Annotated in this window: 21 protein-coding genes; 8 read left to right on the top strand and 13 right to left on the bottom strand. The window is 66.1% G+C overall.

All coding sequences use genetic code 11. From position 1 onward, the window contains the following. Positions 1 to 3 precede the first annotated feature (3 nt). The 3 genes from LK459_RS03305 to LK459_RS03295 all read left to right on the top strand — a co-directional run bounded on the left by LK459_RS03305 (position 4) and on the right by LK459_RS03295 (position 3,741). The gene (locus LK459_RS03305) at positions 4 to 1,140 is read left to right on the top strand and encodes a lipase family protein (RefSeq protein WP_456071402.1); all 1,137 of its coding nucleotides are present in this window, start codon (positions 4 to 6) and stop codon (positions 1,138 to 1,140) included. A 334-nt stretch (positions 1,141 to 1,474) separates the two neighbouring features. Next, on the top strand, positions 1,475 to 1,747 hold the full coding sequence (locus LK459_RS03300; protein ID WP_227921801.1) for a hypothetical protein: 273 nt from the start codon (positions 1,475 to 1,477) through the stop codon (positions 1,745 to 1,747). A 158-nt stretch (positions 1,748 to 1,905) separates the two neighbouring features. Next, positions 1,906 to 3,741, top strand: coding sequence for an ABC-F family ATP-binding cassette domain-containing protein (locus tag LK459_RS03295; protein ID WP_007239423.1), 1,836 nt, complete (start codon positions 1,906 to 1,908; stop codon positions 3,739 to 3,741). 30 nt (positions 3,742 to 3,771) lie between these two features. Here LK459_RS03295 and LK459_RS03290 read toward each other — a convergent pair whose 3' ends face one another. Further along, complete coding sequence (locus LK459_RS03290; RefSeq protein WP_407648711.1) at positions 3,772 to 4,689, bottom strand: SGNH/GDSL hydrolase family protein; 918 nt, start codon at positions 4,687 to 4,689, stop codon at positions 3,772 to 3,774. Between the two features lie 112 nt (positions 4,690 to 4,801). Between LK459_RS03290 and LK459_RS03285 the strand changes: the two genes are divergently transcribed. After that, positions 4,802 to 7,105, top strand: a complete 2,304-nt coding sequence (locus LK459_RS03285) for a carbon starvation CstA family protein (RefSeq protein ID WP_227921799.1) — start codon at positions 4,802 to 4,804, stop codon at positions 7,103 to 7,105. Continuing rightward, complete coding sequence (locus LK459_RS03280) at positions 7,102 to 7,296, top strand: YbdD/YjiX family protein (RefSeq protein WP_227921798.1); 195 nt, start codon at positions 7,102 to 7,104, stop codon at positions 7,294 to 7,296. The genes LK459_RS03285 and LK459_RS03280 overlap by 4 nt, the downstream gene beginning before the upstream one ends. Before the next feature lie 45 nt (positions 7,297 to 7,341). On the opposite strand, the gene LK459_RS03275 is transcribed toward LK459_RS03280, so the two are convergent. Then, positions 7,342 to 8,094 carry an alpha/beta fold hydrolase gene (locus LK459_RS03275; protein WP_227921796.1) on the bottom strand — a complete coding sequence of 251 codons (753 nt, stop codon included), beginning with the start codon at positions 8,092 to 8,094 and terminating at the stop codon, positions 7,342 to 7,344. A 74-nt stretch (positions 8,095 to 8,168) separates the two neighbouring features. After that, complete coding sequence (locus tag LK459_RS03270) at positions 8,169 to 9,707, bottom strand: ABC-F family ATP-binding cassette domain-containing protein (protein WP_227921795.1); 1,539 nt, start codon at positions 9,705 to 9,707, stop codon at positions 8,169 to 8,171. A gap of 226 nt (positions 9,708 to 9,933) precedes the next feature. Here LK459_RS03270 and LK459_RS03265 point away from each other — a divergent pair, with 226 nt between their 5' ends. Next, a complete protein-coding gene (locus tag LK459_RS03265) occupies positions 9,934 to 10,935 on the top strand; it encodes an enoyl-CoA hydratase/isomerase family protein (protein WP_227921793.1) in 1,002 nt (333 codons plus the stop codon). A 4-nt stretch (positions 10,936 to 10,939) separates the two neighbouring features. On the opposite strand, the gene LK459_RS03260 is transcribed toward LK459_RS03265, so the two are convergent. The 7 genes from LK459_RS03260 to LK459_RS03230 all read right to left on the bottom strand — a co-directional run bounded on the left by LK459_RS03260 (position 10,940) and on the right by LK459_RS03230 (position 19,114). Further along, positions 10,940 to 11,755 carry a hypothetical protein gene (locus LK459_RS03260; RefSeq protein ID WP_227921791.1) on the bottom strand — a complete coding sequence of 272 codons (816 nt, stop codon included), beginning with the start codon at positions 11,753 to 11,755 and terminating at the stop codon, positions 10,940 to 10,942. A 21-nt stretch (positions 11,756 to 11,776) separates the two neighbouring features. Continuing rightward, positions 11,777 to 13,387: a peptide chain release factor 3 gene (locus tag LK459_RS03255; protein ID WP_007239917.1), complete on the bottom strand. Its 1,611-nt coding sequence runs from the start codon at positions 13,385 to 13,387 to the stop codon at positions 11,777 to 11,779. Positions 13,388 to 13,480: 93 nt separating this feature from the next. Next, complete coding sequence (locus LK459_RS03250; RefSeq protein WP_007239916.1) at positions 13,481 to 14,497, bottom strand: beta-ketoacyl-ACP synthase III; 1,017 nt, start codon at positions 14,495 to 14,497, stop codon at positions 13,481 to 13,483. Between the two features lie 257 nt (positions 14,498 to 14,754). After that, positions 14,755 to 15,825, bottom strand: coding sequence for a beta-ketoacyl-ACP synthase 3 (locus LK459_RS03245; protein ID WP_227921789.1), 1,071 nt, complete (start codon positions 15,823 to 15,825; stop codon positions 14,755 to 14,757). A 114-nt stretch (positions 15,826 to 15,939) separates the two neighbouring features. Then, positions 15,940 to 17,760: an SLC13 family permease gene (locus LK459_RS03240; protein WP_227921787.1), complete on the bottom strand. Its 1,821-nt coding sequence runs from the start codon at positions 17,758 to 17,760 to the stop codon at positions 15,940 to 15,942. A 116-nt stretch (positions 17,761 to 17,876) separates the two neighbouring features. Beyond that, a complete protein-coding gene (gene pth, locus LK459_RS03235) occupies positions 17,877 to 18,443 on the bottom strand; it encodes an aminoacyl-tRNA hydrolase (RefSeq protein WP_227921785.1) in 567 nt (188 codons plus the stop codon). 44 nt (positions 18,444 to 18,487) lie between these two features. Next, on the bottom strand, positions 18,488 to 19,114 hold the full coding sequence (locus LK459_RS03230; protein ID WP_007239912.1) for a 50S ribosomal protein L25/general stress protein Ctc: 627 nt from the start codon (positions 19,112 to 19,114) through the stop codon (positions 18,488 to 18,490). 392 nt (positions 19,115 to 19,506) lie between these two features. On the opposite strand from LK459_RS03230, the gene LK459_RS03225 reads away from it, so the two are divergent. Then, a complete protein-coding gene (locus LK459_RS03225; protein ID WP_227921783.1) occupies positions 19,507 to 19,959 on the top strand; it encodes a hypothetical protein in 453 nt (150 codons plus the stop codon). 125 nt (positions 19,960 to 20,084) lie between these two features. Beyond that, on the top strand, positions 20,085 to 20,570 hold the full coding sequence (locus tag LK459_RS03220) for a limonene-1,2-epoxide hydrolase family protein (RefSeq protein WP_227921782.1): 486 nt from the start codon (positions 20,085 to 20,087) through the stop codon (positions 20,568 to 20,570). A gap of 21 nt (positions 20,571 to 20,591) precedes the next feature. Here LK459_RS03220 and eutC read toward each other — a convergent pair whose 3' ends face one another. From eutC to eat, 3 genes are read right to left on the bottom strand one after another with little or no spacing between them, the layout of a single operon-like run. Further along, positions 20,592 to 21,395 (bottom strand): ethanolamine ammonia-lyase subunit EutC, encoded by an 804-nt coding sequence (gene eutC, locus LK459_RS03215; RefSeq protein WP_227921780.1) that lies wholly within the window; start codon positions 21,393 to 21,395, stop codon positions 20,592 to 20,594. Then, positions 21,392 to 22,798 carry an ethanolamine ammonia-lyase subunit EutB gene (locus LK459_RS03210; RefSeq protein ID WP_227921779.1) on the bottom strand — a complete coding sequence of 469 codons (1,407 nt, stop codon included), beginning with the start codon at positions 22,796 to 22,798 and terminating at the stop codon, positions 21,392 to 21,394. Before LK459_RS03210 ends, eutC begins: the two co-directional genes overlap by 4 nt. Next, positions 22,795 to 24,234 carry an ethanolamine permease gene (gene eat, locus LK459_RS03205; RefSeq protein ID WP_007239907.1) on the bottom strand — a complete coding sequence of 480 codons (1,440 nt, stop codon included), beginning with the start codon at positions 24,232 to 24,234 and terminating at the stop codon, positions 22,795 to 22,797. Before eat ends, LK459_RS03210 begins: the two co-directional genes overlap by 4 nt. Between the last annotated feature and the right edge of the window lie 207 nt (positions 24,235 to 24,441).

Raw genomic sequence — 24,441 nt, 5'->3', positions numbered from 1 at the left:
TGGTTGGGGCGCGGGGTCGGCGCACTCGTGACCTCTCTCTTCTGCGCGTCGGGTCTGTTCGCGATCTCGCCCCACGCGACCGCCGACGATCTGCCCGCGGGCGGGACGATCATCACCCGCGATCGGGTGCCCGCGGCACAACTACCGCCCGGCGCCGCTGCCGCCGAACGCGTCGAATATGTGACGCGTGATCAGGCCGGACGGATCGCGCCGTCGTCGGGGATCTATTGGATTCCGCAGGGCACGCCACCGCCCGGTGGGTGGAAGATCGTCTCCTGGGCACACGGCACCACCGGGATCGGCGAAAACTGTGCACCCAGTAAGACCAAGACCGGCTCGGGAGTCGACGCCGCGGTCACCGCAGCACTGAAGGCGGGTTACGCGGTCACGGCAACCGACTACGCGGGCCTCGGCACGGCCGAGCAGACCGAGTACCTCGGTGGACGCGCGGCCGCGCATTCGGTTCTCGACATGATTCGGGCGGCGCGCTGGGAGGAATCCCGGTTGAGCAACGACTGGGTGTCGATGGGTCACTCGCAGGGCGGGCACGCGGCCCTGTTCGCCGGTCACATGGCGCGCAGCTACGCCCCGGAACTGCGTCTGCACGAGGTGATCGCGGCAGCGCCCGCGTCGGGCATCGAGTCCGTGTTCAGCGCCTTCACACCGCGTGTGCCGAGCTTGGGCAAGGGGAACGTCGTCGGTGGACTGTTGCTGTTCATCCTCGCAGGGCTCGATCACGCACGCCCCGATCTACACGTCAGGGACCATCTGACGACCGAGGGCGAGAAGTACCTCGAACTCGCGCACGAGAAGTGCTCGGGTGACTTCTCCGAAGCGATGCGGGCGGTGTCACCGGGCTCGCTGGTTGCGCGTGCCTTCACCGACAAGACCTTCACCGACGCTCTCGGGGACTACATGTCGATACCGACAGATGGGTGGAAGGTGCCCATCCGCATCGACCACGGAATTTTCGATCCCGTTGTCCCATACGCGTTTTCAGCGGCCCTGGTTCATCGGCTACGTGCGTCGGGTGCCGACGTCTCGTTCGTCACGCATCCGCGAGCCGATCACACCAGCGTCGTCACACAATCCCTCGACGACGAGATGCGTACGGTTTCGCAGGCGTTCTCGCGGGACTAGCAGTCGTCGGGAGCCGGTCGCTCGGCGTCTCGAGAAGTTCGGTCAACCGGGCGGCAATGCTTGGTCGATGTAGGCCTCGATGCTCCCGCGTGGCGCGCGATTGCTTGCCAACCCCTGTTGGAGCTCCCCTCACGGCGGACGTGTTCCACGAGGGGTGATCGTCACGGTGGAAGCCGAGTCCGGTCGCTGAATGCGCAGATCGTGCTGCCGGATATATGCACATCACCTACATGCCGGACTCGCCGGAGTATGCTCGCGGGAGACGAAGAAATCGCGGTAGACAAAGAAATGGTGGTCCACTATGCGAGAAGCTTTGCGTCGACTTCCTTTATCTATGATCGGCTATGTCCTCCTGCTGGCAGCGGCTATGCTGCTCGGCGCATTCGTCTCACTGTTGGCCACCGAAGGTGGGGGTTTGGCCTGGGCATTTGGCGCAGCGATGCTGATCGCACTGATCGTCAGTGCGGTCTGCTTCCGAATCGAGTACGTCGAGAGCAAAGACAACGAGCCGGGTGACGAGACGATTGTCAACGCTCAACCGCTTATTCCTCCCGAGGAGCGGTCGGATATTTCTCAGTACAAATCCGAGCACAAGCGAAATGTGTGATCTAAGCTTTCCGTAAACCGCACATCGCCTCGGCATGTTGGTAGGTGCATCGCGGCAGTGTCGGCGGCACCGACGCCGCGTGCGGAGACGGCGGGTTCGGAGTTGCGCTGCCGAGTCCGCCTCCCGGCCACCCCGCCCGACATTGGTAGCCTCGACCGGTGCCACCTGCCTCGACCTCCGCGCTGATCAACGCGGACCGCATCAGCAAGAGCTACGGAATCAAGCCGTTGCTCGACGAGGTGAGCCTCGGTGTGCACGAAGGACAGCGGATCGGCGTCGTCGGACTCAACGGCGGCGGTAAGACCACCCTCCTCGAGATCCTCGGCGGCGTCACCGAACCCGACAGCGGTCGTGTGTCGCGCACGGGTGGGACGCATGTTGCGGTGGTCACTCAACGCGGCGAACTGCCCGCGGGTGCAACCGTTTCCGACGTCGTGGTCGGCGATGACACCGAGGTCCACGAGTGGGCGGGCGACGCACGTGTGCGCTCCATCCTCGCCGGGATCGGTATCGACGGACTGTTGCACGCGCGCGTCGACGAACTCTCCGGCGGGCAGCGGCGTCGTGTTGCGCTTGCGGCGGCACTCGTCACCGATTCCGATGTGCTGATCCTCGACGAGCCCACCAACCACCTCGACGTCGAGGGGGTGCAGTGGCTTGCAGAACACCTCGTCTCGCGGCGCGGAGCGCTCGTGGTGGTCACCCACGACCGCTGGTTCCTCGACACCGTGGCGACCAGGACATGGGAAGTCCACGACGGGCAGGTCGACGAGTACGAGGGCGGCTACAACGACTGGATCTTCGCCCGCGCGGAGCGGGCGCGCCAGGCCGACGCCGCGGAGGAACGTCGGCAGAACCTCGCACGCAAAGAGCTCGCGTGGTTGCGACGCGGCCCACAGGCGCGTACCTCCAAACCGCGCTACCGCGTCGAAGCGGCAGAGAAGCTGATCGCCGACGTTCCGCCGCCCCGCGATTCGGTGGCGCTGTCGGCGTTTGCGCGGCGTCGACTCGGGCGCGTGGTGATCGAACTCGAGGACGCCCACATCGAGACACCCGCGGGCGAGCACGGCGAACCCGGCAGAGTGCTGCTCGACGATCTGACCTGGCGCCTGGCGCCGGGCGAACGCGTCGGACTCGTCGGAGTCAACGGATCAGGAAAGACGACGCTGCTGCGCGCATTGGCGGGCGAGGTCGACGTCGCGCCGGGTCGTCGCGTCGAAGGCCTCACCGTGAGCCTCGGGTGGCTGAAGCAGGAGCTCGACGACCTCGACCCGGACCAGCGCGTCATCGACGCGGTCGAGTCCGTGGCCACACGAATCATGCTGGGCGACAAGGAGATTTCAGCGGCACAGCTGGCTGAGCGGCTCGGATTCCCACCCGCACGCCAGCGCACACCGGTCGGCGACCTCTCCGGCGGCGAGCGACGGAGGCTGCAGCTCACCCGCATCCTCATGGCGGAGCCCAATGTGCTCCTGCTCGACGAGCCGACCAACGATCTCGACATCGACACACTCCAGCAACTCGAAGACCTCCTGGACAGTTGGGCGGGCACCCTCGTCGTGATCAGCCACGACCGCTACCTCATCGAGCGCATCGCCGACAGCACCTGGGCGCTCTTCGGGGACGGGAAACTCACCAACCTCCCGGGCGGCATCGAGCAATACCTGCAGCGGCGCAAGGAGATCGCCGCATCCAGTACCGGAGACAACCGGTCCGCAGTGCTCTCCGGAGCGGGCGGAGCGACCGGTGCCGATGACCCGACGCCGCCGACGATCAGCGCCGCCGAACACCGCGAGGCGCGCAAGACGATGAACCGGCTCGAGCGTCGCATCGCGCAACTGACGGCCAGGGAAGAGCAACTGCACGTCGAATTAGCCGACGCGGCAACAGATCCCGATCGACTCGTGACGTTGGGTGCCGAACTGCGTGGTGTCGTCGACGAGAAGGACACCGCTGAAATGGAGTGGCTCGAGGTCGCCGAGCAGCTCGAATAGTAGTGCGGGCGTGTCTGTTCGAGCGCCTCGTCAGCGTCGGATCGCCGCATTGACCAGGGTCGCGACACCGATCGACCCGGCCTTGTTCAGGTGGTAGGGATACGCGATGCGGTTGCTCAGACTTGATTCGTACCACGACGCCAGGCTGCACGGATCATGGCCCGCAGACGCACGATTGACGTCGACGAACCGGCCGTCGACCTTCGCGGTCGCGCGAGCCAGCGCCCGATTGGCCTGTACGAACACGCCGTTGAGCCACCGGACGTCGGGATCGCTGATCGGTACGAGTGGCCAGCACCCGTGCGTACCCATGAAGCCACCGATACCCACGACCACGATCTGAGCGCGCGGGGCCTTGCGACGGACAGCGGCGAGTGCGGGCGTGACGGCGTCTTCCATGATCGAGATGCGCCTGTTCGCGAGCGCAGCCAGGGCGCGGTTGGAGCGGCAGTGTCTGTCGCCGAGCGGCTGAATACCGCACGGACCGACGATGCGGCCCCACGCCATGTCGTTGCCGCCGATGCTCACGGTGACGAGCTGCGCATCGGACGGCACCGACCGCACCTGGGGCGGCTTGTATCCGCCACTGGTCTGCTGCCCGACGCGGTAGAGCTGCTCCGACAGCGCGCCTGCACAGGAGACATCGACGAAACGCCGCGGCAGCGTCAGCGCCGCGACGACCGTCGGATAGTTCAGCGCCGACCGCTTGCATCCCCCGAAGTAGCCGGGCGTCGGGGTGAAGAAGCCGCCCGACGCCCGGGAATCACCCAACGCGACATAGGTGCCGCCGGAATAGCGCACGGGAGTAGCGCTGGCAGGTGCCGCCTCGGCCGATGGTGAAGCGAATCCGCCCGTCCCCAGCAGGGCAGCGGCGATCAGAAGTACGAGGGCGATCGTGGCGAACGGTCTTCTCGGAAGTCGCGAGGAAGTGAGCTCACCATGTTGCACGCAATGAACTCTAGTTTGCGGGGCGCACAATTTTGGGATGCGGCGTGAATCACATCCCCCTGAGTAGAGTGAGCCCCGGCATATCCGTTCTCTCCGGGAAGGGTGGTGTGCGATGACAACCACATCAGAACCGTCGACGACGACGCGTGACGAGTTCCCCGACGTCGAGTTCGTCCAAACGGACCGGGACCTGCCCCCGGTCGCGGTGATCGACCGAAGCCCGATGACCCCCGCGAAGAAGGCCCTGTTTGCGGTGATCGGGCTGCTGGGGGCCGTCGCATGGGTGATCATCGCAGTCGTCCGGGGTGAATCGGTCAACGCGGTGTGGTTCGTCATCGCAGCGCTGTGCACGTACGTCGTGGCATATCGCTTCTACGCGCGGCTGATCGAGATGAAGGTGGTGCGACCACGCGACGACGTCGCGACGCCCGCCGAGGAGTACGACAACGCCCGCGACTACATGCCGACCGACCGCCGGGTGTTGTTCGGCCATCACTTCGCGGCGATCGCAGGCGCTGGCCCACTTGTCGGGCCGGTGCTCGCCGCGCAGATGGGTTACCTGCCCGGGACGATCTGGATCATCATCGGCGCTGTGGTCGCCGGTTGCGTGCAGGACTACCTGGTGCTCGCCATCTCGACGCGCCGCAGAGGGCGCAGCCTCGGCCAGATGGCCCGTGACGAACTCGGCTCTGTCGGGGGCACGGCGGCCATCGTCGCGGTGCTCGTCATCATGGTGATCCTGATCGCGGTGCTCGCACTCGTCGTAGTCAACGCGTTGGCCGAGAGTCCGTGGGGCGTCTTCTCGATAGCCATGACGATCCCGATCGCACTGTTCATGGGCGTCTACCTGCGGTATCTGCGGCCTGGCAGGATCAGCGAGGTCTCGGTGATCGGCGTCATCCTGCTCTTGTTGGCCATCGTCGCCGGACGCTACGTCGCGGAAACGTCCTGGGGGCAGGACTGGTTCAGTCTGTCGCCGGTGGTGCTCAGTTGGGCGATCATCATCTACGGCATCGCCGCCGCAGTGCTGCCCGTGTGGTTGCTGCTCGCACCGCGCGACTACCTGTCGACGTTCATGAAGGTCGGCACCATCGCACTGCTGGCCATCGGCATCCTGGTTGTCCGACCGGTCATGAAGGCGCCGGCGGTCAGCGATTTCGCCTGGAACGGTAACGGACCGGCATTCGCCGGAGCATTGTTTCCGTTCCTGTTCATCACGATCGCCTGTGGCGCACTGTCGGGATTCCACGCGTTGATCGCGTCGGGGACGACACCCAAGCTGTTGGCCAAGGAGGGGCAGGCGCGGATCATCGGGTACGGCGGCATGCTCACGGAGTCGTTCGTTGCCATCATGGCGCTCATCACCGCATGCATCCTCGATCAACACCTGTACTTCGGGATGAATGCGCCCAAGGCGCTGACCCAGGGCACCGACCAGGGAGCCGCCGATTACGTCAACGGACTCGGGCTCAGCGGAAAGCCGGTCGACGCACAGTATTTCGCCGACGCCGCAGCGGGCGTCGAGGAGAAGTCGATCGTCTCCAAGACCGGTGGCGCGCCGACCCTCGCGATGGGAATGTCGGAGACTCTCCAGCGTGGGTTCGGCGGGGACGCTTTGCGCGCCTTCTGGTATCACTTCGCGATCATGTTCGAGGCGTTATTCATCCTCACCACGGTGGACGCGGGTACGCGTGTCGCCCGCTTCATGCTGTCCGACGGCATCGGCAACCTGCCGGGCGCACGACGCTTCAAGGATCCGTCGTGGCGACCCGGGGCCTGGCTGTGCACCGTGATCGTCTGTGCCGCATGGGGTTCGATCCTGCTGATGGGTGTCACCGACCCGCTCGGCGGTATCAACACGTTGTTCCCGCTGTTCGGTATCGCCAACCAGCTGCTCGCCGCCATCGCCCTGACCGTCGTGACAGTGGTGCTGATCAAGCGAGGTCAATGGAAGTGGGCGTGGATACCGGGCATCCCACTGGCGTGGGACCTCATCGTCACCATGACCGCGTCGTATCAGAAAATCTTCTCGTCGAACCCGGCGATCGGATACTGGGCGCAACACCGCGCCTTCGTGAACGCGAAGAACGACGGACTCACCACGTTCAAGACCGCCAAGAGTGCGTCGGAGATCGATGCCGTCATCCGCAACACCTTCATCCAGGGGACGCTGTCGATCATCTTCGCCGTGCTGGTGCTGATCGTGGTGGCAGCCGGCGTGTGGATCGCGGTGAAGGCGCTGCGCGCGGGCGGGCTCCCCACTACCGAGGAGAAGCCCGTCCCGTCGAGGATCTTCGGGCCGCGCGGGTTGTTCGCGACGCGTGCGGAGAAGGCCGTCCAGCGGGAATGGGACGACTACTATGCGGCCAACGGTGATTCGGGTCGGGGGAGCAGACACGAGAAGGTGTCGACGTGATCGACGTTCTCACCCGCGGCTGGCGATCGGTGCGGTGGTACGTCGGAAGCGTGATGGGCGACCGTGATTACGAACGCTACCTCGCACACCACGCGTCGGCCCACGGGTCGGCGACGCCACTGTCCGAGCGCGAGTACTGGCGGCAACGCTTCGCCGATCAGGATCGCAACCCGCAGGGGCGCTGCTGCTGAACGTTGGCTCACCGCGGGGTCGAATCCCACCCGCTCTGTGACCAGCTACCTTCCGCGGTGCCCAAGGTGGATGTCGGCAGATGAGGTGGAGTCCACGCGCTCGGCGAACTCGCCGATCAGCCTCGCGGTGAACTCCGGCTGGATCAGCGGAAACAGATGCATTGCTCGTGGGACGACGATGAGCGTGCCGTCTTCCGCTGCCTCGACGAATCGCCTCTCGTGCAGCCGGAACTGATCCCACGCGCCGTTCACGAACAGTGACGGTCCCGGGTAGACCGCGACAGCAGCGAGTGCGTCGAAGTCGAGGACCTCACCGACCACGTCGCGAATCGAGTGCAGTGCAAGGCCACCGGCCTCCATGTCGTCGGACACGTCGCGACCGACGACGACGCGGGTGAGCATCCTGCTGATCTGGGCTGCTTCGGCGGGCAGGACGCTGGTCGCCGCTCCGAAGAGTCGGAAGGGGGCGGCGAGAAGCCGACTCGGCTGCGCGGTGGCGCACAAGACTCCGAGTCCCGCGACCCGATCGGGCTGCGCCGCCGCTGTCGCCATCGCGACGTAGCCGCCCATCGACATACCGACGACGACCGCAGTGCCCCCGACGGAGTCGATCGCATCCGTCACAGCGGCGACGGCTCCGTCGATGGTGAAGACCTCGTCAGCGCGCGAGCCGTGGCCCGGCATGTCAGGACAGACCACTTCCCGGTCGGGGACCGCGGCGGCGACGCGTCGAAACGTCTGGCCGCTCACGCGCAGGCCGTGCACGAGTACCAGAGGTGTGCGCGAATCGGTGCTCATCGGGAGTCAGTATCCACGGCGAGTTGTGTGGGATCCACGGGTACATATATGCCCCCTGGATCCCACACAACTCGTCACCGCAGCGTCACCTCCCGGTCAACTCCCACGCGTTCGCGGAACCCGGCGTCGTGGGACACCAGCAGTAGCGCACCCGACCAGTCCTGCAGCGCGGAGATCAACTCCTCCGTCGTGTCGATGTCCAGGTTGTTGGTCGGTTCGTCCAGAATCAGCAGTGTGGGCGCGGGGTCGACGAGCAGTGCAGTGGCCAGCGCAACCCGCAGGCGTTCGCCACCCGACAACTCGCCCAGGTGCCTCTCACCGCGCGACCCGCGGAACAGGAACCGCGCGAGGTGTGCACGAACCTGCTGAGCGTCAATATCCGGATGTTGTCCGGACACATGGTCGACGACGGTCTGCTCCGGATCGTCGAACACGATCTTCTGGGGTACCAGCGCGAACGAAACCGCCACGCCCCCCGAGGCGATCACATCGCCGATCAGCGTCGACTTCCCGGCCCCGTTGGGGCCGGTGATCGCGACCCGTTCTGGTCCGTCCATGCGTAGCCGGTCGTCGACGATCACCTGCGCGGAGGTCGAAAGCGTGGCCTGCGGCATCGTGATGCGCGTCGTCCTGTCGGCGCGGATGTCGTCGCGCGCGGCATCGAGTCGCCCCGACGCGGCCACGACGTCGTCTCGATGTTCGTTGCGGAACCGACCCGCCGATTTCTCCGCGGCATCGCGTCGCAGGTGCGCGGTGATCTTCGGTACGCGCTTCTCACGTTCGGCCTTCGCCGCGGTGCGTGCACGTCGATCCAGCATGATCTGCGCTAGCGTCATCTCCTTACGTTGTCGGCGAAGATCGTTGGCCGCGTTGGCCACTGCGGCCTCGGCTGTCGCCTGCTCGGCATCGATCGTTTCGCGGTAGTGGGAGTACGGACCGCCGAACACGCGCACCTGTCCGTGGTAGAGCTCGAGTGTGGAGTCGACGAGCTCGAGTAGCTCCAGGTCGTGCGACACGATGAGCGAGGTTCCCGCGAACTTGTCGATCATCTCGAAAACCCGTGCGCGTGAGTCGGTATCGAGGTTGTTCGTCGGTTCATCGAGAAGCAGGACGGCTGGACGGTGAATCACTCGCGACACGATGGCCAGCAGCGTGGCCTCTCCGCCGGACAGCGTCCCGACCGTCCTGTCGAGGTCCGTCGGCAGTGCCAGCGCCGCAAGTTCAGACACCGCGCGAGCCTCGATGTCCCAGTCGTCGCCGACGGTCTCGAAGTGCGCTTCGTCTACCGATCCCGCCTCGATGGCCGAGATGGCAGCGCGGATTTCATCGATGTTCAGCGCCGAGGCGACGGTCTGGGTGGCGTCGGCGAAGGCGTGCTGGGGTACGAGTGCAACGTCGCCGGTGATGATGGTTCCGGACACGGGAACGAGTCCGCCCGCGATCAGCCGCAGAAGTGTCGTCTTGCCCGCGCCGTTGGCGCCGACAAGCGAATACACCGCACGCGGTACGGAGAACGAGAGGTCGTCGAACACCGGTGTGCCGTCGGGCCAGGCGTACGACACGTCCGACAGCGTGATCGAGGGTGTGAGGTCGACAGATGAGGGTGATGCCATGAGCAACTCCGAGAGGTCGGTGGGTGCATGCGGCGTCGGAGCGACGCGGCTGCGTGAAACCAACCTCAGCTGTTCATGACTGTGAGCACTCCTGATCGTCGATGAACTCGTGATACGCGGCGGTCCGCCACCACGAGGGATCCATTCACGATAACGCGCCCTCGCGGCCTGCTGTCAACCGAGTTCTTGTCGAAGACGTGCACGACAACGCGCTACCGTGAAGTCCATGTCCTTCATCCGCACCCAGGTCGGCAACGGCGTCGGCGAGATCATCCTCGACCGCCCCAAGGCACTCAATGCGCTCGATCAGACGATGATCGACGACATGCACGACGTCCTCGGACGGTGGGGCGACGATGAGTCGATCGAAACGGTTCTGGTGACATCCGCAAGCGACCGCGCGTTCTGCGCGGGCGGCGACATCCGGGCTATCCGCGACCACGCCGTCGCGCACGAGTACGACGAGATCAAGAACTACTTCGCCTCCGAGTATCGGCTTGACCAGATGATCGCGCACTACCCCAAGGCCTATGTCGCGCTGATCGACGGTTTGGCGATGGGAGGCGGACTCGGGATCAGCGTCCACGGCGAGGTCCGTGTCGTCACCGAGAACTCACTGATGGCCATGCCCGAGACCGCGATCGGGTTCTTTCCCGACGTCGGCGCAACCTACTTTCTGCCGCGCCTACCGCGTGGAGTGGGAATGTGGTTGGGCCTCAGCGGTTCCCGGGTGCGTGGAGCCGACGCCGTGCATCTCGGTCTGGCCACCCACTTCGTGCCTGCAGCCGAGTTGGATTCGGTCGCCGACGCCGTACGCGCGGGCGACTCGCTCGTCGACATCCTCGGCGGCAGAAGCGACTTGCCGTCCTCCGACCTTCCGATCGCGAAAATCGGTGAGTACTTCGGCGACGACAACGTCGCGGCCATTCTCGGAGGACTGCGCGGGGCGGCGGGCGACGAGTGGGCCGCGGAGATGGTCAAACTCCTCGAGGGTGCATCTCCGACGAGCCTGTGGGTCACCGCAGCGCTTCTCGACGCCGGGCGGGATTCGACGCTCGACGAGTGCTTCGACCGCGAACTGCATGCGGCCACGCAGATCACCAAGACGAACGACTTCGCCGAAGGCGTGCGGGCGATGCTCGTCGACAAGGACCGCAGTCCGTCGTTCGAGCCGTCGACCATCGATGCCGTCGATCAGTCGGTGGTCGCGTCGATCGTCGAGGACTGACCTATCACGGTCGCAGATCGAACCATCCGGCGAGTTTGACCGGAGCGCCCTGCTCGGCGGTGGGTGTCGCGCCGGGCGCGGTCGCCACGGCAGTGTCGTCGTCGGCTACCTCGTCGTCGGGCGCAAGTGGATTCTGTTCTGCGACCGTCGATTCGGCGCATTCGAACGAACCCGCGGCCCGTTTCGACGACATCGCTGTCACCGTCAACCTACATGCCGATGACGACCGGTACATGCCTCTTTCCGAGAGACCGACGCTCGCGGTGATCGGTGTCGTGAGCGGACCGACGGGTGGACGTGGTCCGTCGGTCGGTGGGAGATGCTCGCCGGTCAGCTCGCCGACCGGGAACTCGATCTGCGCACCGTCGGTGCCCTCGCCCTTGAACACGAACAGCAGGGTGTCGGGCGGTACGTCCGGCTTCGGCTGGCCCCACCGAGCGAACTCGTAACACGCTGGTGCAGAGGACATCTGCTGCGCAGCTGACGTCGTGGGCAGCGGGGGCTGTCCCGGTTGAGCGCTGGGTGCGGTGGTCCGCCCGGACGCGATGAGGATCTGTCCACGGGTGAAGCTGAGATCGAAGCCCTGCCGGTCAATGGTTCCCGAGGGTGGCTTCTCGGTACACCGAGCGGGGTCCTGCGGCACGGACGCCACGGCTACGGCCGACGACGACTGTGCCGCGCGGGTCGCCGATGTCGAGTCGGCACATGCCGCGATGGTCGACGCGAGCGCAGCCGCCGCGATGGCGACGACGCCGGTCCGCACGCTGCGTGCGCTGGGCACCACGGGGAGACGACCCCGTCGGCTCGATGTGCGAGTCACCGTATCGACTGTCCGCACCGGTCAATCAGCGGTCGCGACAAGCGGTTCGAGTGTCAGGTCGGCGTGTTCCTTCTCGATGTACTGCAGCCGCCACTTGTCGCTGAAGAGGGCGAGCACCGCGCCGTCGGTGCGCGTGAACACCTCGACGCCGCGCTGACGATTGAGTTCTGCTGCGCTGTCCGCGTCGGTGCGTCGCGCAAGGCTGTATCCCAACGGCTCGATCACGGTGTCGACGTTGAACTCGGTCTTCATCCGCGCGGTGACCACCTCGAACTGCATCGGTCCGACTGCGGCGAGCACTGGCGATGCGTCGCCGCGGGTGTCGTTGCGCAACACCTGCACGACACCTTCGCTGTCGAGCTGATCCATCGCCTTGCGGAACTGCTTGTATTTGTCGGCAGTGGTGACGCGCAGCGTCGAAAAATGTTCTGGCGCAAAGGACGGGATCGGTGGGTACTGCACTCGCGGGCCGTCGTAGAGGGTGTCGCCCGGGGCGAGTGCCGTCGCGTTGACCAGGCCGACGACGTCGCCGGGATAGGCGGTGTCGACCGTCGACCGATCGCGGCCGACGACGGTGTGAGCGTACTTGGTGGCGAACGGTTTTCCGGTCTGCGCGTGGGTGACGACCATGCCGCGCTCGAATTCGCCGCTCACGATGCGCATGAAGGCCAACCGGTCGCGATGACTGGAGTCCATGCCGGCCTGGACCTTGAACACGACCGCGCTGAACGGATCGGTGACCTCACGCACGGTGCCGTCGACGGCTTCACGGCCCGACGGCGCGGGCGCGAGTGCGACGAGTGCGTCGAGTAGTTGACGCACACCGAAATTCAGCATGGCCGACGCGAAGATCATCGGCGACGTCTGGCCGGCGAGGAACAGCTCCTCGTCGTGATCCTGACCCATCTCCGAGAGTAGTTCGCTCTCTTCGACCGCCGCGATCCACGCGTCGCCCTCACGGTCGAGCGCGGCGTCGGCGTCGAGCACTTCCTCTGGTGCGATCTTCGCACCGCCCGCGGTCCGGGTGAAGTGGATGTACTCGCCGGTGCGCCGGTCGAGGAGCCCGCGGAAGTCGCCTGCGATGCCGACGGGCAGGAAAAGGGGAGTGGGGATCAAGCCGATGCGCTCGCTGATCTCGTCGATCAGCTCCAGCGGCGTTCGGCCGGGCCGGTCCCACTTGTTGATGACGGTGATGACCGGGATGCCGCGGTGGCGACACACCTGGAAGAGCTTGAGTGTCTGGGGTTCGAGACCCTTGGCGGCGTCGATGAGCATCACCGCGGCGTCGACCGCGGTCAGCACCCGGTAGGTGTCCTCGGAGAAGTCGGCGTGGCCCGGGGTGTCGACGAGGTTGATCACCGCGCCAGGCCCGTCCGTGCCCTCGAGGGCGTAGTTGAACTGCAGCGCGGTCGAACTCACGGAGATGCCGCGCGCCTTCTCCATCTCCATCCAGTCCGACACCGTCGACTTGCGTCCGGCCTTGCCGTGGATGGCGCCCGCCTCGCTGATCACGTGCGCGTGCAGTGCCAAGGCCTCGGTCATCGTCGACTTACCCGCGTCGGGGTGGGAGATGATGGCGAAGGTACGTCGACGCTGGGCCTCGAGCCGCAGCTCACGCGCGTCAGAACTCACCAGACGAGGGTACTCACCGGGCGAGCGTCGGAGCAAAACGCTCGCATGCCACCCGCGACGCGACGGCCTGGTCGACCGTGCTCAGCGCAATCACTACTCGAACGGAACCGGCGGCATCTTGACGACCTGCGCCGCATAGCTGAGGCCTGCCCCGTACCCGAGGAGAAGCGCGGTGTCGCCGGGCTTGGCCTTGCCGGTCGAGAGCAGGTCCTCCATGGCGAGCGGAATCGACGCCGCCGACGTGTTGCCGGTGTGTTCGATGTCGTTGGCCACCGGCGTGCCCTCGGGGAGGTGCAGGGTCTTGGCGAGGAGGTCGTTAATTCGGGTGTTCGCCTGGTGCGGTACGAAGACGTCGAGGTCTTCGGAACCGATCTTGGCGGCCTCGAGCGCGCGCTGCGCGACCTTCCCCATCTCGAACGCTGCCCAGCGGAACACCGCTGTGCCCTGCAGGCGGACGTAGGGCCGTTGGGTGCGGTCGCTGTCGAGGAAGGTGACCCAGTCGATATCCTGGCGGATGGCGTCGTACTGGGTGCCGTCGCTGCCCCAGATGACCGGTCCGAGCTGCTGGTCGTCGGTGGGGCCGACGACCACGGCGCCCGCGCCGTCGCCGAAGATGAAGCAGTTGCTGCGGTCGGTCATGTCGAGCGTGACCGAGAGTTGCTCGGCGCCGATCACCAGCACGTGCGTGGCGCTACCGCCGCGCACCATGTCGGCTGCCAGGGCCATACCGTAGCCGAACCCGGCGCAGCCGACGGTCACGTCGAACGCCGGTACGCCATTGGCGCCGAGCTCGGTCGCCACCTTGGTCGCGCCGGCCGGGGTCATCAGCAGGTGGGTGTTGGTGGCCAGGATGACGGCGTCGATGTCGGAGCCGGACAGCAGAGCGTTGGCGATGGCTGTGCGTCCAGCCTTGATTCCCATCTCAACGACGTCCTCGTCGCGGCGCGCGAAGCGTCGGGACTTGATGCCGGTACGGGTGTAGATCCACTCGTCGGAGGAGTCGATGTACTCGCAGATCTCGTCGTTGGTGACGACGCGTTCGGGCCGGTATGCCCCGATGCTCAACATCCCGATGTTGTTGGTGCCCGACCTGTCCGCGATGGTTGCCATGGGTGTCCTTCCGCTATGCGACCCGACATAGACCGTCTCACATCGCGGCGCTACTCGGAAGTAGGTGCGCGTCGGTGCGACGTCGACGATGCGTATGACAGATTCACCGGAATATCGGCGCTGGCGTCATACGGAACGACGCGGTCAGCGCGAGCCGTCGTCGAAGCTGCTCACCTTCGGCGCCGGGGGCAGCTTTACGGTGTTACCCGAGGTCGTCGAAGCTGCTCACCTTGGGCGCCGGGGGCAGCTTTACGGTGTTACCCGAGGTCGTCGAAGCTGCTCACCTTGGGCGCCGGGGGCAGCTTTACGACGGCCCCGGCGTAGGAGAGACCCGCACCGAATCCGAGCAGCAGAGCGGTCTGTCCGCCCTTGGCCTTGCCGGTTGCGAGCATCTCCTCCATGGCGAGTGGGATCGACGCCGCGGACGTGTTGCCGGTGTTCTCGATGTCGTTGGCCATCGGCATGTCGTCGGGGAAGCCGAGGTTCTTCTTCATCAACTCGTTGATGCGGGCGTTGGCCTGGTGGGGGACGAAGACCTCGATGTCGTCGGCGCTGATGCCGGACCGCTCGATCACCGACGTCAGCGCCTTGGGCAGCGTGATGGCGGCCCAACGGAATACGCGCGGACCCTGCATCGTGACCACCATGCGGCCGACAGGATCGGTCTCCGGGTCCTTGTGCTGATACTCCTGCGCGCGGTCCATGTACTCGGGAATGTCGTAGTTCTGGCCAATGGCCTCGGCGTTCTCGCCGTCGGAACCCCAGACCGTCGGGGAGATCCCGTTCTCGTCGCTCGGACCCACCACGACTGCACCGGCTCCGTCGCCGAAGATGAAGGCGGTGTTGCGGTCGGTCGGTTCCATGACGACCGACATCGTCTCGACCCCGACGACCAGCACGTACTCGGCCGAGCCCGCGCGCACGGTGTCGGCGGCAACGCCGAGGGCGTACCCGAAGCCACCGCACCCCGCGGCGATGTCGTATGCCGGGATGCCGTTGAGGCCGATGTCGTAGGCGACGATCGGGCCACCGTGGGGGATCTTGGTCTTCCAGCTGTTGGTGGCCAGGATCAGTGCGCCGATCTTGTCCTTGTCGATACCGGAGTTCTCGATCGCGCGCTCGGCGGCGGCTGCGGCCATCGTCCGCGCGGACTCGTCGCCGCTGATCCACCGGCGGTTGCGGACACCGCTGCGGTCGAAGATCCACTCATCGGAGCTGTCGAGGACCTCGCACACTTCGTCGTTGCTGACCAGCCGTTTCGGTCGGTACGCGCCGATGCCCAACATTGCGACGTTCTGATGGCCGGTGTTGGCGGCGATGACGCTCACGAGTAACTCCCTCTACACAAGTGCGTGGTCTCAGCCTAGAAGCTGACCCTGGGCAGAAAGTGTAGGCGCGGCGGCAACACGCCCATGAGGACACCCGTAATCGTCGTCGTGGAGTCAACCGTCGATCGGCCAGAACACCGGGACAAGCGTCACCGCGACGATCAACCAGCAGACCATCAGCACGATCCCGAGTCGCCAGTAGTCGCCGAAGCGGTATCCGCCGGGATTCATCACGATCATGTTCGCTGGGGTGGCGATCGGAGTGAGCAGCGACGCCGCAGCGGCGACACAGACCACCATGAGCACTGTGTGGGCGTCGACTCCGACGTCGGCTCCGGCCACGAGCGCGATGGGTATGACGATCAGCGCCGTGGCGACGTTGGAGATGAACTGTCCGAGTAGTGCCGTCAGCACGAACAGCATCGCGAGCAGCAGATACGGGCTGCGTCCGGAGACGAGGTCGACGATCGGGCCGGCGATCAATTCGGCGCCCCCGCTGCTCGTGATCGCCGACGACATCGGGATCAGAGCGGCGATCAGCACGAGCGTCGACCACGGGACGGCGCGATAAGCCTGCTCGCTCGAGAGCACGCGGAACAACACCATCGCGCCAGCACCGAGCAACCCCGCGACGACCGGGGGCACGACTCCACTGGCGAGCAGCGCGATGGTCGCCACCAGGATGACGGCTGCGCGGGGAGCGCTTCGCCCAAGCGGAACGGTCTGGCGTCGAACGGTTTCCGACGACGCCACCACCAGGACGTCCCGGTCGTCGGCCAGGGCGTCGAGAGCACCCCACGGGCCGTACACCAGCAGGGCGTCGCCCTCGTGCAGCGTGTTCTCCCGCGAGGTGACGTCGTCGTTGCGCCTGCGCACCGACAACACGAGCAGTCCGTCCTCCGCGCGCACCATTCCGCCGAACGCGGGCCGTCCTATCCACGATGAGCGCGGCGGGATCACCAACTCGCAGATCCCGTTGTCGCGGTTGATGAGACCCGTGCGTCTGCCGATCGTGTCCTCGACGGTGAGGTCGGCCTCGCGTGCGAGCGTCTGAACCGCGGTCCCCACACCCGAGACGACGAGGACGTCCGACGGTTCGAGGCGGTGCGTCGAACTCAGTACCCGACCGCGTTCGGACTGGCCGGCCACGGTATCGATCGCGTCGTCGGTGATCGCAGCGCGGACTGTCTTTCCTACGAGCGTCGACGCGGCTCCGACGTGGAGGCGAAACGTACGTACGCCGGTCGTCGCGAGCCCGGACAGTTCGTAGTGGTCGACGACGTCGCGTTGATATCGGCTGAAATCCTCGGGTAGTGACTGCGACTCTCGTCGCGGAATCAGCCGGTCGCCCACGAGCGCGATGACGACCAGCGTCACCACCACCAGCGGGACACCGATGAGCGAGAAGCCGAAATAGCCGATGGGGGAGCCTGTTTGCTCAGTCGCGACCTCGTCGATGATGACGTTCACCGGACTTCCGCTGAGGGTGAGCAGCGAACCAGCGCTGGCAGCGAATGCGAGAGGCAGCAGGACCCGGGAAGGCGACAGAGACGCCCGTCGGGCTACCGCGACACTGACCGGAACCAACGCAGCGGCCGCCCCGTTGATGGTGATCAGCGGACTGAGCACTGCGGCCAGAACCATGATGGCCAACACAACCCGTGTGCGGGTGCGGCCCGCGACTCGCGCCAACACGCTGCCCAGCCATGCGGTGATGCCAGAAGCATCGAGCCCCTCGCTGATCACGAACAGTGCGGCGATGAACGCGATGACGCTTTGACCGAGTCCCGCGGTCAGGCCCTCGAAGTCGACGAGTCCGAGAAAGTAGAGCGCGAGCGCGGAGCCGATCGCGACGAGTCCGACCGGCAGCTTGTTGACGATGAACAACACAACCGTGACACCGAGCACGATCAGGCTCAGCGTGGCGTCCGACATCTGCCCATCGTCGCACCGCGGCGGCTCGCGCGCTGCGGGTCGAGAACGCGGGCGGTATGCGTCAGATCTGTGACGGGACGCTCAGGTTGGGGACCCGACGCCGTCGACGACCCGTGTCACCAGGTATGGACGACGTTCTGCGCGGCTTCGAGACCGGAGGAAATCAGGGACTCCGTGGCGTCGGCGCCGTGCTGGATCAGTAATTCGACGTCGGCTCGTGCAGCCGACGGGAAGGGTTTGAGGACGTAGTCGGCGGGATCCTGACGGCCGGGTGGTCGGCCGATGCCCAATCGAACGCGGTAGTAGTCACGCGATCCGACCGCCTGGCTGATCGAGCGGAGCCCGTTGTGCCCGCCTTCGCCGCCGCCGAGCTTGAGCCGGACGGCGCCGAAGTCGATGTCGAGTTCGTCGTGCAGCACGATGAGGTCCGACGGCCCGATCGAATAGAACTTCGCGAGTGGGCCGATCTCGCGGCCCGTGGTGTTCATGTACGTGCGTGCACGTGCCACCAACACCGACTGGCCGGCGAGGGTGATCGGTGCGACCATCGCGACTGAGCGCTTGTGCACCTTCCACCGTTCGCCGGCCGTCGTGACGAGATGGTCCGCGACCATCGCGCCGATGTTGTGACGCGTCCGCTCGTACTTGGGGCCCGGATTGCCTAATCCGACAACGAGTTTCATGGGTCCTGTTGGTTGGTGGGGAGCGGGGCGTCGGAGAAGCCGGATTACTCGGCCTCGGCCTCCGCAGCGGCGGCGTCGGCTTCTGCCTGCTCCTCGTCGGTCTCTTCCTCGAGCTCGGCGGCGGTGGTCGCCTCGTTGACGGCCACGATCAGCGTCTCCGGGTCGGTGATCAGGTCGACGCCCTCGGGCAGTGCGAGATCCGATGCGTAGATCGAAGTGCCCACTTCCTTGCCCTCGACGTCGACGACGATCTGCTCGGGGATCGACAGGGCGTCGGCCTCGATCTCGACGGTGTTGGCGTCCTGGGTGACCAGGGTGCCCGGCGCTGCGTCACCCTCGACGACGATGGTGACCTCGACGGTGACCTTCTCGCCGCGCTTGATGACGAGGAGGTCGACGTGCTCGATGTAGTTGCGGATCGGGTGGACGTCGACCTGCTTGGTCAGCGCGAGCTGCTTGGTGCCCTCGATGTCGAGGTCGATGACGGCGTTGGTGCCGTTGTTACGCAGGATCGCGGCGAAGTCGCGTGCCGGGAGGTTGAGGTGCTGCGGGTCGGTGCCGTGGCCGTAGAGCACGGCGGGCACGTTGCCCTCGCGGCGGGCGCGACGAGCGGCGCCCTTGCCCTTCTCGGTGCGGGTGGTGACGGCCAGTGCGTTCGCCTGGGTTGCCATGTGAATCTCCTTCGTGGTTCGGCCACGGGTGGCCGGGTGGTCGGTGCTCGGCGTGGCGCTGATTTCGCGGGCCGACAATCCACGACCACCTGCGGAAACGAGGTCCCACCAGGAGATGTGCGATGGTCGCGCCGATCACGGTGACAAGTCACCCTCGCCGAGACAACCCGTCAAGAATAGCCGACGACCTGCGGTGAAGTCACATCGCGAGGGGTCGCGGGTCACCGTCGGGTCGCGGACGGATCGACGCGCTGGGGTCGTTCGTTGATTTGACAGGCGTAACACTTCGGGCCGCCGAAACGCTGAACATGACAGGGGGAACGTTCTTCACGGTTACACCAGCTACACGGTCACATCAACTACACGGTCACCATCAACCAAAGGACCATGCCATGAAGCTTTCCCGTGTTTCGTCCACTCTCGTCGGCCTCGGCCTCGCAGTGACAGCAGCAGTCGGTCTCGGGGCGGGTACCGCGAACGCGGCCCCTGCGAAGCCGTTCCAGAGTTTCACCATCGGTCAGGAGCTCGCGCTCGGTAGCTCGTGCGTGGGTCGGGCAACCGGCAACGTGTTGGTTCAGCCGGCCAGGGGCCACGCGAACATCGACGTGTATTGGATCGGTCAGACCCCGTTCAGTCCGTGCACCGAGCGAGCGACGGTCCACTGGTACAACCTCAACACACACCGCAGCGGAGTCGTTGGCGGACCGCTGACCTACCGATCGATGTGGCAGCAGGGGGTCGCCTCGGCGGACGTGTTCGTCGGGTCGGGTCCGGTGCGGTTCACTCTCACGGCCGATCGTCCCCTGCAGTTCCCGCCGGCCCCGTTCACCCTCGTCATGCCCTGAGTCCTCGTCATGCCCTGAGTCCTCGACATGCCATGAGGTCTGGCCCTGCCCGGGTCGGATCGCGCGGTCGCTGATCGCGCGATCCGACCTCGGCGGCCCCACTGCCGTCGGCATACTGGAACACCATGACCTCTCGCACACCTGAACGCATCGTCACCGATTTCCTCGACGCCCTCGCCCGTGGCGACAGCGCCGCAGCGATGGCCGACGTCGCCGAGAACATCGTCTACAGCAATGTCGGATTGCCGACGATCCGCGGCAAGCGCGGTGTCGCCAAGATATTCGGTGCGATGGACAAAGCGTCGTACGCCGGCTTCGACTACCGCATGATCAACATCGCCACCGACGACACGGTCGTACTGACCGAACGTATCGACGAGATCCGGCTTGGACGCGTACGTATCCGCTTCTGGGTGTGCGGGCGGTTCGAGGTGGTCGACGGCGCGATCGTGGTGTGGCGCGACTACTTCGACTTCCTCGACTGCACCAAGGCCACCGTGCGGGGACTGATCGGCGTGGTCGTTCCCTCTGCGGTGCGTGCGTTGCCGCCGCGCCGAGAGCGTGTGGTCTCAGCTGTTGCCGAGCCCCCGAATAAGGCTGCAACCGAGTAGGGCCCGCTGCCGAGTAACACCTCAGCCGAGCTCGCCCTGCGCCGCCGCCTCTGCGACCGCCGGATCGGCCGACGACGTGTCCTTGAGCGCGACGCCTGAGGCGCCGAGTGCCCGCGCGCCCACCACCAGCGCCCCGACGATTCGCGCCGCGTCGCGGTAGCCGAGTCCGTCGGGTGGGTGGATGTTGGAGATGCAATTGCGTTCGGAGTCGCGACGACCGCGTTCGGGTCGATACGTCAGATAGATGCCGAGGCTGTCGGCCACCGACAGTCCGGGGCGCTCGCCGATGATGACGAGTAGGATCTCCACCCCGAGCGCCTCACCGATGTGATCGCCGAGTGCGACGCGCGCCTGCGTGGCGACGACCGGCGGTGCGATCGAGAACCGCGGCGACAGTTCCGCGGCGATCGTCTCGACGAGCGCGACGGCATGTGTGTCGACAGCCGTCGCCGACAATCCGTCGGCGATCACGAACCCGATGTCGGCGCCCGAATGGTCGATGGCTCCCAGATCCTCCGGTACCCGTCCGAGGTCGGGGCGACGCAGGTACTCAGCCCGCGACGACGCCTGGCTGGTGACGACCACCGGGTCGCCCAACTCCAGAGCCCGGAGACCCTCGACGACGCCATCGGCATCCATCGGGGTGTGCACGGCGTCGCGAGCGGCGGCGTGGTCGGCCTGGAACTGCAGGACGTCGGCACTCGACAGAGCATTTCCGCTGCGCTGCAATCCGATTCGGGCCTGGGTCAGACCGCGCATGGCGGTCCACGGATCGTCGGCGGGAGTCGCTGCAGACGACCCCGGCCGGATGCTGTGGGTGCTCACGACGCCGCCAATCCGCGCAGGGGTGAGGTACCCGGGTCGAGTGGCACCACATGGCCGCCGGCGTCGGCCATACCGATCGTCTGCATCCAGGCCTCGAACTCGGGGGCTGCGCGCAGTCCGAGGACGTCGCGTAGGTAGAGCACGTCGTGGAACGACAGGCTCTGGTAGCCGAGCATGATGTCGTCGGCACCCGGCACGGTGATGACGAATCCGACGCCTGCCATGCCGAGCAGGCTCAGCAGGGTGTCCATGTCGTTCTGATCGGCTTCGGCGTGGTTGGTGTAGCAGACGTCGACGCCCATCGGCAGACCGAGCAGCTTGCCGCAGAAGTGGTCCTCGAGACCTGCCCGGATGATCTGCTTGCCGTCGAACAGGTACTCGGGGCCGATGAATCCGACGACGGTGTTGACCAGGAGCGGTTCCAACGACCGTGCCACCGCGTAGGCGCGCGCCTCGAGCGTCTGCTGGTCGACGGGCCGCCCGCCGGTTCCCAGATGAGCACCGGCCGACAGCGCCGACCCCTGACCGGTTTCCAGATACATCACGTTGTCGCCGACGGTCCCGCGGTGCAGTGACCGACCCGCCTCGTTGCCCTCGTTGAGTACCGCGAGGTCGACGCCGAATCCCCGGTTGGCGCCCTCGGTACCCGCGATGGACTGGAAAACCAGGTCGACCGGCGCGCCCGCCTCAACGAGGCCGATGGTCGTGGTCACGTGGGAGAGCACGCACGACTGCATCGGGATCTCGAAACGCTGGCGCACATCGTCGAGCAGTTCCAGCAATGTCGACGTCGCCTGCGGCGAGTCGGTGGCCGGATTGATCCCGACGACCGCGTCGCCGCAGCCGAGTAGCAGCCCATCGAGCAGACCGGCGGCGATACCCCTCGGATCGTCGGTCGGGTGGTTGGGCTGCAGTCGGGTGGCCAGTCGTCCCGGCAGCCCGATGGTGGTGCGGAATCCGGCGGTGACCTCCATTCGCCGCGCGACCGCGATCAGATCCTGATTGCGCATCAGCTTGCTGACAGCGGCAACCATCTCCGGGGTCAACCCGGGCGACACCGACTGCAGCCGCTGCGTCCCCCCGGGCGCAACGACCTGTTCGAGCAGCCAGTCACGCAGGCCGCCGACCGTCAGGTGCGAGATGGGTGCGAATGCCTCGCGGTCGTGGGTGTCGATGATCAGGCGCGTCACCTCGTCGGACTCGTACGGGACGAGCATCTCCTCGAGGAAGACGGTGAGCGGGAGGTCGGCGAGCACCCATGCCGCTGCCGCGCGCTCGGCGTCGGATTGTGCTGCGCACCCGGCCAATTCGTCGCCCGAACGTGCCGGCGTGGCTTTGGCCATCACGTCGATGAGATCGGCGAACTGATAGGTGTGTCCGCGAAGTGAATGGCTGTGAGTCACGAGAGTCCCTCTTCGGCGTCGGCAATGGCCTCGAACTCTTCGTCGGCACTGGCGAAGACCAGCCGCTTGCGGCTGTAGAGGCCAAAATACGCCATGAAGAGGGCGAACACGATGAGACAGCCGGTTGCCGCCTTGATGTCGACGAGGAAGGTGGCCACGAGCGCGAGCACTGCGATGACGAGCGCGAACGCCGTCGTCACGATGCCGCCCGGCGTCCGGTACGGGCGTGCGAGTTCGGGCTCCCGAATGCGCAGCACGATGTGGCTGATCATCATCAGCACGTAGCTCAGCGCCGCACCGAAGACGGCCATGTTCAGCAGCATGGCGCCCTGCCCGGTCAGCGACAGGAGGAAGCCGACGATGCCGGGCACGATGAGCGCCAGCGTCGGGGACTTGCGGGAGTTGGTCACCGACAACGACTTCGGCAGGTAGCCCGCGCGCGACAGTGCGAAGAGCTGGCGCGAGTACGCGTAGATGATCGAGAAGAAGCTCGCCACCAGGCCGGCGAGACCGATGTAGTTGACGACGGTGTGCGCGGTGCCGCTGCCCAGTGCTTCGACCAACGGGTTGCCCGAACTCTGCATCGCCGACGCCCCGCCCGCGCCGGGCACCAGGAACAGCACCAGCGCGCACGTGCAGATCAGCGCACACATGGCAGCGATGATCCCGCGCGGCACGTTGCGGGCCGGGTTCTTGGCTTCCTCGGCGGCCAACGGCACACCCTCGACGGCGAGGAAGAACCAGATCGCGAACGGGATGGCGGCCCAGATGCCCAGGTAGCCGTGCGGCAGGAACGAACTCGCGCCTGCGGCGTCGGAGGGCGCGATGTCGGTGAGGTTCGACCACGAGAAGTCGCCGATCGCCGCGATCGCGAACACGATCAACCCGGCGAGTGCGATCGCGGTGATCACGAACATCACCTTCAGTGCTTCGCCGACACCTGCGAGGTGTACGCCGATGAAGATGGCGTAGACCACGAGGTACACCCACCAGCCGTCGGTGATGCCGAACAGGTGCAGTGACTCGACGTAGGCGCCGATGAAGGTGGCGATGGCCGCCGGTGCGATCGCGTATTCGATCAGGACCGCGGTGCCCGTGGCCATGCCGCCCCACGTACCCAGCGCGCGACGGGCGAAGGTGTAGCCGCCACCGGCGGCGGGTAGCGCCGAACTCATCTCGGCCATGCCGAGCACCATGGCGAAGTACATCGCGGCGATGATGACCGCGGCGATCGCGAGACCGCCGAAGCCGCCCTGCTCGAGGCCGAAGTTCCACCCCGAGTAGTCGCCGCTGATCACATAGCTGACACCGAGACCGGCGAGCAGCACCCATCCGGCCGTGCCGGTTTTGAGGCGGCGTTTGTCGAGGTAATCGGCGGAGCCGCCGGTCGACGACGCGGTCGTCGGGCTGCTGCTCCCGGAGTCGATTGTGCTCATGAACGGACCTTTCGTGCGGTGGCGAGATCACCGTCGGTCTCGCTGATTACTCGATTCCGGCATGACGGTACGGAGTGTGTGTCACCTCACAGTGGCGTCGACGTAAGAGCGTGTGGGAAACCGAGCGTCGAGATTTCTCACGCGCGTTAACACGCTGGAAACACGAAAACGATGCGTCGCAACGAGCGCTCCGTCACGGTAGAGAGC

Source organism: Gordonia otitidis (genome assembly GCF_020735545.1).
Lineage (GTDB): Bacteria > Actinomycetota > Actinomycetes > Mycobacteriales > Mycobacteriaceae > Gordonia > Gordonia otitidis.
This window is presented reverse-complemented; position numbering and strand designations above follow the sequence as displayed.

Coding starts and splice junctions, on each gene's coding strand:
- LK459_RS03250 (WP_007239916.1), bottom strand. CDS start 14,497: ATGGCAACCATCGCGGACAGGTCGGGCACCAACAACATCGGGATGTTG.
- LK459_RS03300 (WP_227921801.1), top strand. CDS start 1,475: ATGATCGGCTATGTCCTCCTGCTGGCAGCGGCTATGCTGCTCGGCGCA.
- LK459_RS03240 (WP_227921787.1), bottom strand. CDS start 17,760: ATGTCGGACGCCACGCTGAGCCTGATCGTGCTCGGTGTCACGGTTGTG.
- LK459_RS03220 (WP_227921782.1), top strand. CDS start 20,085: ATGACCTCTCGCACACCTGAACGCATCGTCACCGATTTCCTCGACGCC.
- LK459_RS03230 (WP_007239912.1), bottom strand. CDS start 19,114: ATGGCAACCCAGGCGAACGCACTGGCCGTCACCACCCGCACCGAGAAG.
- LK459_RS03275 (WP_227921796.1), bottom strand. CDS start 8,094: ATGAGCACCGATTCGCGCACACCTCTGGTACTCGTGCACGGCCTGCGC.
- eat (WP_007239907.1), bottom strand. CDS start 24,234: ATGAGCACAATCGACTCCGGGAGCAGCAGCCCGACGACCGCGTCGTCG.
- LK459_RS03285 (WP_227921799.1), top strand. CDS start 4,802: ATGACAACCACATCAGAACCGTCGACGACGACGCGTGACGAGTTCCCC.
- LK459_RS03270 (WP_227921795.1), bottom strand. CDS start 9,707: ATGGCATCACCCTCATCTGTCGACCTCACACCCTCGATCACGCTGTCG.
- pth (WP_227921785.1), bottom strand. CDS start 18,443: ATGAAACTCGTTGTCGGATTAGGCAATCCGGGCCCCAAGTACGAGCGG.
- LK459_RS03265 (WP_227921793.1), top strand. CDS start 9,934: ATGTCCTTCATCCGCACCCAGGTCGGCAACGGCGTCGGCGAGATCATC.
- LK459_RS03225 (WP_227921783.1), top strand. CDS start 19,507: ATGAAGCTTTCCCGTGTTTCGTCCACTCTCGTCGGCCTCGGCCTCGCA.